The organism is Methanobrevibacter sp. (assembly GCF_045541095.1).
In the GTDB taxonomy this organism is placed as follows: domain Archaea; phylum Methanobacteriota; class Methanobacteria; order Methanobacteriales; family Methanobacteriaceae; genus Methanocatella.
Genome location: NZ_JAZQIJ010000068.1, coordinates 1 through 5,605 on the forward strand (window position 1 = coordinate 1; position 5,605 = coordinate 5,605).

Annotated in this window: 7 protein-coding genes; 6 read left to right on the forward strand and 1 reads right to left on the reverse strand. The window is 34.3% G+C overall.

What is annotated here, in order from left to right:
- Nucleotides 1-125 precede the first annotated feature (125 nt).
- From ACKI2P_RS03095 to ACKI2P_RS03115, 5 genes are all read left to right on the forward strand, one after another.
- The gene (locus ACKI2P_RS03095) at nucleotides 126-1,412 is read left to right on the forward strand and encodes an O-acetylhomoserine aminocarboxypropyltransferase/cysteine synthase family protein (protein WP_407374909.1); all 1,287 of its coding nucleotides are present in this window, start codon (nucleotides 126-128) and stop codon (nucleotides 1,410-1,412) included.
- A gap of 47 nt (nucleotides 1,413-1,459) precedes the next feature.
- A complete protein-coding gene (locus ACKI2P_RS03100) occupies nucleotides 1,460-2,614 on the forward strand; it encodes a hypothetical protein (protein ID WP_407374911.1) in 1,155 nt (384 codons plus the stop codon).
- Nucleotides 2,615-2,896: 282 nt separating this feature from the next.
- Entirely contained in the window at nucleotides 2,897-3,184 is a 288-nt protein-coding gene (locus ACKI2P_RS03105; protein WP_407374913.1) for a hypothetical protein, read from the forward strand.
- A gap of 8 nt (nucleotides 3,185-3,192) precedes the next feature.
- The gene (locus tag ACKI2P_RS03110) at nucleotides 3,193-3,360 is read left to right on the forward strand and encodes a hypothetical protein (protein ID WP_407374915.1); all 168 of its coding nucleotides are present in this window, start codon (nucleotides 3,193-3,195) and stop codon (nucleotides 3,358-3,360) included.
- Nucleotides 3,361-3,423: 63 nt separating this feature from the next.
- Nucleotides 3,424-4,110 (forward strand): hypothetical protein, encoded by a 687-nt coding sequence (locus ACKI2P_RS03115; protein ID WP_407374917.1) that lies wholly within the window; start codon nucleotides 3,424-3,426, stop codon nucleotides 4,108-4,110.
- Between the two features lie 139 nt (nucleotides 4,111-4,249).
- Here ACKI2P_RS03115 and ACKI2P_RS03120 read toward each other — a convergent pair whose 3' ends face one another.
- Entirely contained in the window at nucleotides 4,250-4,864 is a 615-nt protein-coding gene (locus ACKI2P_RS03120; RefSeq protein WP_407374919.1) for a biotin/lipoyl-containing protein, read from the reverse strand.
- Nucleotides 4,865-5,460: 596 nt separating this feature from the next.
- Here ACKI2P_RS03120 and ACKI2P_RS03125 point away from each other — a divergent pair.
- Nucleotides 5,461-5,586 (forward strand): helix-turn-helix domain-containing protein, encoded by a 126-nt coding sequence (locus ACKI2P_RS03125; protein WP_407374921.1) that lies wholly within the window; start codon nucleotides 5,461-5,463, stop codon nucleotides 5,584-5,586.
- Nucleotides 5,587-5,605: the final 19 nt, after the last annotated feature.

Genomic DNA, 5,605 nt, shown 5'->3' on the forward strand with positions numbered 1-5,605 from the left:
AAATTAAATAGTAATTCACTTAATAAATAGATTTTTAACAACAATTTTAATGTTTAAACTTAATTATAATAATTAAAATCAATTTTCATGTAACTATAAATATTAAATTTTACAATATTATAATTATGGCTTATGAATTTAAAAACAAAAAAAATATATCAACAATTGGTGTTCATGCCGGTCAGGAGGAAGTTGACGAGACTGGTTCAAGAGTAACACCGATTTATCAGACAACATCTTATGTATTCGACTCACCTGAACAGGCTGCAAATCGTTTTGCACTTAAAGAGGGCGGAAACATTTACACTAGGTTAAATAATCCTACTACTGAAGCGTTTGAAAAAAGAATGGCTGCAATTGAGGGAGGAACTGCAGCTTATGCAACCGCATCAGGTATGGCTGCAATTTTTTATGCAGTTATTAACCTGACCTGTGTTGGGGACAATATCGTTTCAGCAGACAACCTCTACGGCGGAACATATGAGCTTTTTGAAAATACTCTGGAAGAATTGGGACGTACAGTAACATTTGTAGACTCCCAGTCACCGGAACTGTTTGAAGAAGCAATCAACGACAAGACAAAGGCGATTTATGTAGAATCAATAGGAAATCCTAAACTTGACATTCCCGATTTTGACAGACTGGCAGAAATAGCTCATTCACATGACATCCCATTGATAGCCGACAACACTGTCGGTATAGGTTCTGTAAGGCCTTTTGACCATGGAGCGGATATCATTGCTTCATCTGCAACAAAATACATTGGAGGTCACGGAACCACTCTTGGAGGAATTGTCATCGAAAAAGGGGACTTTGACTGGATGAACGGAAAATTCCCGACATTGTCCGAGCCTGATGAAACCTACAACGGTTTGATATTTGCCCAGACATTCGGTGAAGCCGCATTTACAACAAGACTTAGAACAGTCGTTGGAAGGGATACCGGAGCAGTGCCTTCTCCGTTCAATTCATTTTTACTCATGCAGGGGTTAGAAACATTAGGCCTCAGAATTGAAAGGCATGCTTCAAATGCAATGGCGGTGGCAGAGCATTTGGAAGCTCACCCTAAAGTCGCCTGGGTAACCTATTCAGGTCTGGAATCTTCTCCAAACCACGAAGTTGCTAAAAAATATGCTGAGAAAGGTTATGGAGGAATAGTTTCATTCGGCCTTAAGGCAGGTTATGACGGAGCATTGAAATTCATAGAAAACGTTGAATTAATCTCATTTTTGGCAAACATCGGCGATGCAAAATCATTGGTGACCCATCCTGCATCAACCACCCACTCCCAGCTGACCGAGGAACAGCAGTTGTCCACAGGTGTAACACCTGACCTAATCAGATTCTCAGTTGGTATAGAGGATATCGAGGACATTATAGCTGATGTTGACCAGGCTTTGGATAAGGTTTAGTTGACCTTATCTTAATTCTTTTTTTTTAGCTAAAGCTTTAACTTTATTTGGGTTATATATGTTACTCTTCATATTTTCATATAGAAAATCTGGAGGATGTAAACATTTCTAAAAAAATTCTTTTTATATTATTAATTTCAGTAATTGCAGTATGGGCGGTTTGTACCGTTAGTGCGCAGGATTTAAACGATACGGTAATTGCTGATGATTATAATGTGTCAAATGATATTGAATATGATCCATTTACTGTGGGAGGGTCCTGTGACAATGTAGGAGAACAGAGTCAATCATCATGCAATGTAACTTTTGTTCTTGAGAAGATTCCGGCTGAAATTCAAATAAAACAATCCGGCGAGTATTACGGTGATAAGAAATTGACAGTTAAAGTTATCAGCAATACCAAAGCTTCACTTTATCCGGTTCCTGTAACACTCAAGTTTTCAAACGGAAAATCCGCAACTGTAGTTACTGATTCCAAAGGTGCAGCGACTTATACTCTGCCGTTTAACCCTGGAAAATACAGTGTTAAAGCAAGTGTCAGTTCAAATTATCTTGACGTTAAAACTCAAGCATTAAAAAATATTATAGTTAAAAAGGCGGATGCTAAAATAAATCTAAAAAAACTTACAACTTCCTTTGGGGCTAAAAAGTATTTTGAAGTTAAGCTAACCAACGTCAAAACCAAAAAGGGCATTGGCGGTGTGAAACTGCTCGTCAAGGTTTATACAGGTAAAAAAGTTAAAAAAATATATTTGACTACAAATTCGAAGGGAATAGCCAAGTATAACGCTGCAGGCCTTGATGTCGGAGTCCATAAGGTTAAGGTAAGCGAAGTTTCAGGAGGTGTCAGTGCAAAGGCCAAAACCAGTCAAATTACTGTGAAAAAGGCTTCAACTACATTCCTTGATGAGGTTGATGCTATCTACATTAAAAAGGCTAAAACATATAACATCGCTCTCTTTAACAAAAACAATGAAAAGGTCATAAAATGCATTAAGCTTCATGTGAAAATCTATGATGGCAAGAAATCTTACTCATACGATGTAAAGACCGGCAGGTACGGAACCGAAATTGACATCAGTCATCTGGGACTCGGATCATATAAGGTTGTAGTTACCTTTGACGGAAATTCCAGATATATCAAATGCACTGGTCGTGGAGACATTGATATCATAAGAAGTGCGGGGCATGTAATTTTTTGATAAGAAAATCTGACTATATTTTGGCAAGAAAAAAAGGGGTAGATGGAAAATCAAGAAAAAGTCTTAACAATAGACAGTATAGTGCCATATATATAGTATTGTCCATAAACTTTTATTTATCAGATGGCGGGGTTAGTATAATGGCAGTGCGTGTGAACAAAAGTCACAAGGAGCTTTAATAGATACAATTGAAGATGAAAATGTCATTTCAAGCATTGTAAACAATGCCCCTAAAGTGCGATTCGAAATTATGCCTTCGATAAAATTAAAGATGAGCATGCATTGGCTGACCTTGCCGGCTACAATAGTGAATTTGCCAATCAGGTATTAAAGAAAATTACAGATAAAACATTGCTTTTAAACATTGCACTGTACTCTAATGGCCAGTCAGTGAAAAGAAAAGCCATCAAAAAAATTGATGATGAGGAATTTCTCACAGAAGCGATTCAGAGCAATCTGTACAATGACATTTCATCATATATGGTGGGTCGCATCAGGAACGAATCCAATCTAAAAAGCTGTATCAATTCTATCAAAAAGAGTTTGAATTTGATAACAAGCGTGAAATAATATATAAAATGACCAATGAAGAATATATCATCAACCTGCTTAAAAGAGAAGGTGTTAAAACGGTTTTCAAAGCCGATTTTGAAATAACAAATCCTGACCTGCTGATTGACATGGTCAAGAATTCATTTACTGTTGAAGCCAAAAGATATGCTGTGGCACATATAGTTGTTGGATGATGATTTGATGGACTAGTGGTTAGAAATTAATTCATGAATTTAAAACGTTTAGGTTGTGATAACATGAATTTCAAGGAATTTGAGCAATTAATCAACAGTGGAGCAGAAGATATTAATTTAACTGAGGATGTCATTTTGGAAGATTTTGAAGAGGGAGACTACATTGCAGGAATCGAAATTAATGCTGATAATCTAATAATCGATGGAAATGGCCACAATATTGATGGAAACAAAAAAACACCATTACTGAATGTCAATGCTTCCAATGTAACTTTAAGAAACTTCAGATTTAAAAATGGATGCTCAGAATGCTCTGGGGGAGCCATAATTAACAATGGATGTCTGACGGTTGAAAGTTGCGATTTTCTTAATAACTCTTCGGATGATTATGGCGGTGCCATCTACACCAATTCCAAATTGCACATAAAAGATTCCCGATTCATTGAAAACAGATCGGATTATGGGGGAGCCATTTACATAGATTCAGATTCGATTTTAAATTTGGATGGGTCTCTTTTCGAATCGAATACTTCCGAGTTTGAAGGGGGAGCAATCTATAATAAATCAAGATTAGTAATATTTGGTTCGTTATTCGACAAAAATGCATCATTTAAGGGCGGAGCTATTTATAATGAAAGAATTTTAAATGTAAAGAGTTGTGAATTTAAAAATAATATTGCAAGCGATGGAAATCACATAGAAAGTGAAAATATGGGAAATTTAGATATTTTTAATTGTAATTTTCATTAAAGCAATATTTATATGATTTTATATATGATCAGTCAAACACTTAAACCAACTATACGATGATATTATGTTTGAATTGCAGGGAGTTATGCAAGTGTTAAAGTCTTCACTGATGATGTTAATATCCGTTGATTACCATGTTTCATTCATCATTTATAAACATTATAGGGTCATCAATAAATACTGCATCACCCGGTGCAACCCATATCTCATCAACAATGCCGTTCATATCACAAACCAGTTCCATTTCCATTTTCATTGATTCGATAATGGCTAAAACGGAACCTTTTTTGACTTCATCGCCTAATGTTACATTCACTCTGATAATACTGCCGTTGACATGTGAAAATACATTTGCCTTTTGTGGCATTGATTTTTTGTTTTGAAGGTTCATCATCATGAAGAGGGTGTTTAAAAAATTACTGTATTTGCTGGTGATAAAATATTTATCAGACAATAATGCAAGGCCACATCTGAAATTGTCATACACTCCATAAACTTTTAGATTTTTTCGCCTTGCTTTAACAATCATTTTACGAAGCATTGGATTTTGACCTGTTTTTGATAAAACCAAAAGAAAATCGTCACCAGATAATGTTGCATTGAATAGGTCGAATTCATCTTCGCTAATCAGCAGTGATTCGATATTCTTTTGTAATAATTTATCCTTAAAATCTTCTGCCACATCCAATGACTCTTTATCACAAATAATAATCAGATTCTTTTTGCCAAAATCCTCAATCAGTGCGTTTATCATTTTATCACCTTAATATATTTTATTTAATTTTAATTATTTAAATAATGTAAAGCATTTCATTGACTTTTACTCAGATAAATATATTGAAGGATTATGCAAAATGATATAAATCAGAAGACTAAAGTATAAAAGAGGGGTATGGAACAATGTTTCACAATTCATATGAATCCGAAACGATTTCAAATGGTTATGTAGAGAAGTTTTATCTTAAATAATGCAAGAATACCATGACCTCTTTTAGGTCGTGGATGAATTGCAAGTTGGGTGTTACTATCTTTTTTTAATTAATTTTATTGTGTTTATTTTTATTTAATATATTTGGAGACTATTTTAGGTCTATGAATTTTTGTTAGTGTACTCTCTTTTTTTTGTGTGGGATTTGTAATATTTGCTTTGAGTTGTGAAAATTGTCTTGGGTTTAAAAAATTGTTCTCAGTTAGTTATTCGATTACTTCTCAAATGCTCTCCCTCTTTTTTTATATAGGAGTAATTACCAAATGCTATATTATACAATTAATGTAATTTAATTGTAGTTTTAAAAAATAACACTATTTTGTATATCTTAAAAAAAATGTAAAATTTGGGGATGGATTTATTTGAGTGAATATATTCGAGGATTGGTTGTTAAACTTCATTTAACTCCTGAGCAAGAAGTGGAATTTAAAAAGAACTATGGTTGTGCTCGTAAAACCTATAATGAACTTTTAAATGGCACTGTCTAAAATTGTCATGATGTAGCTT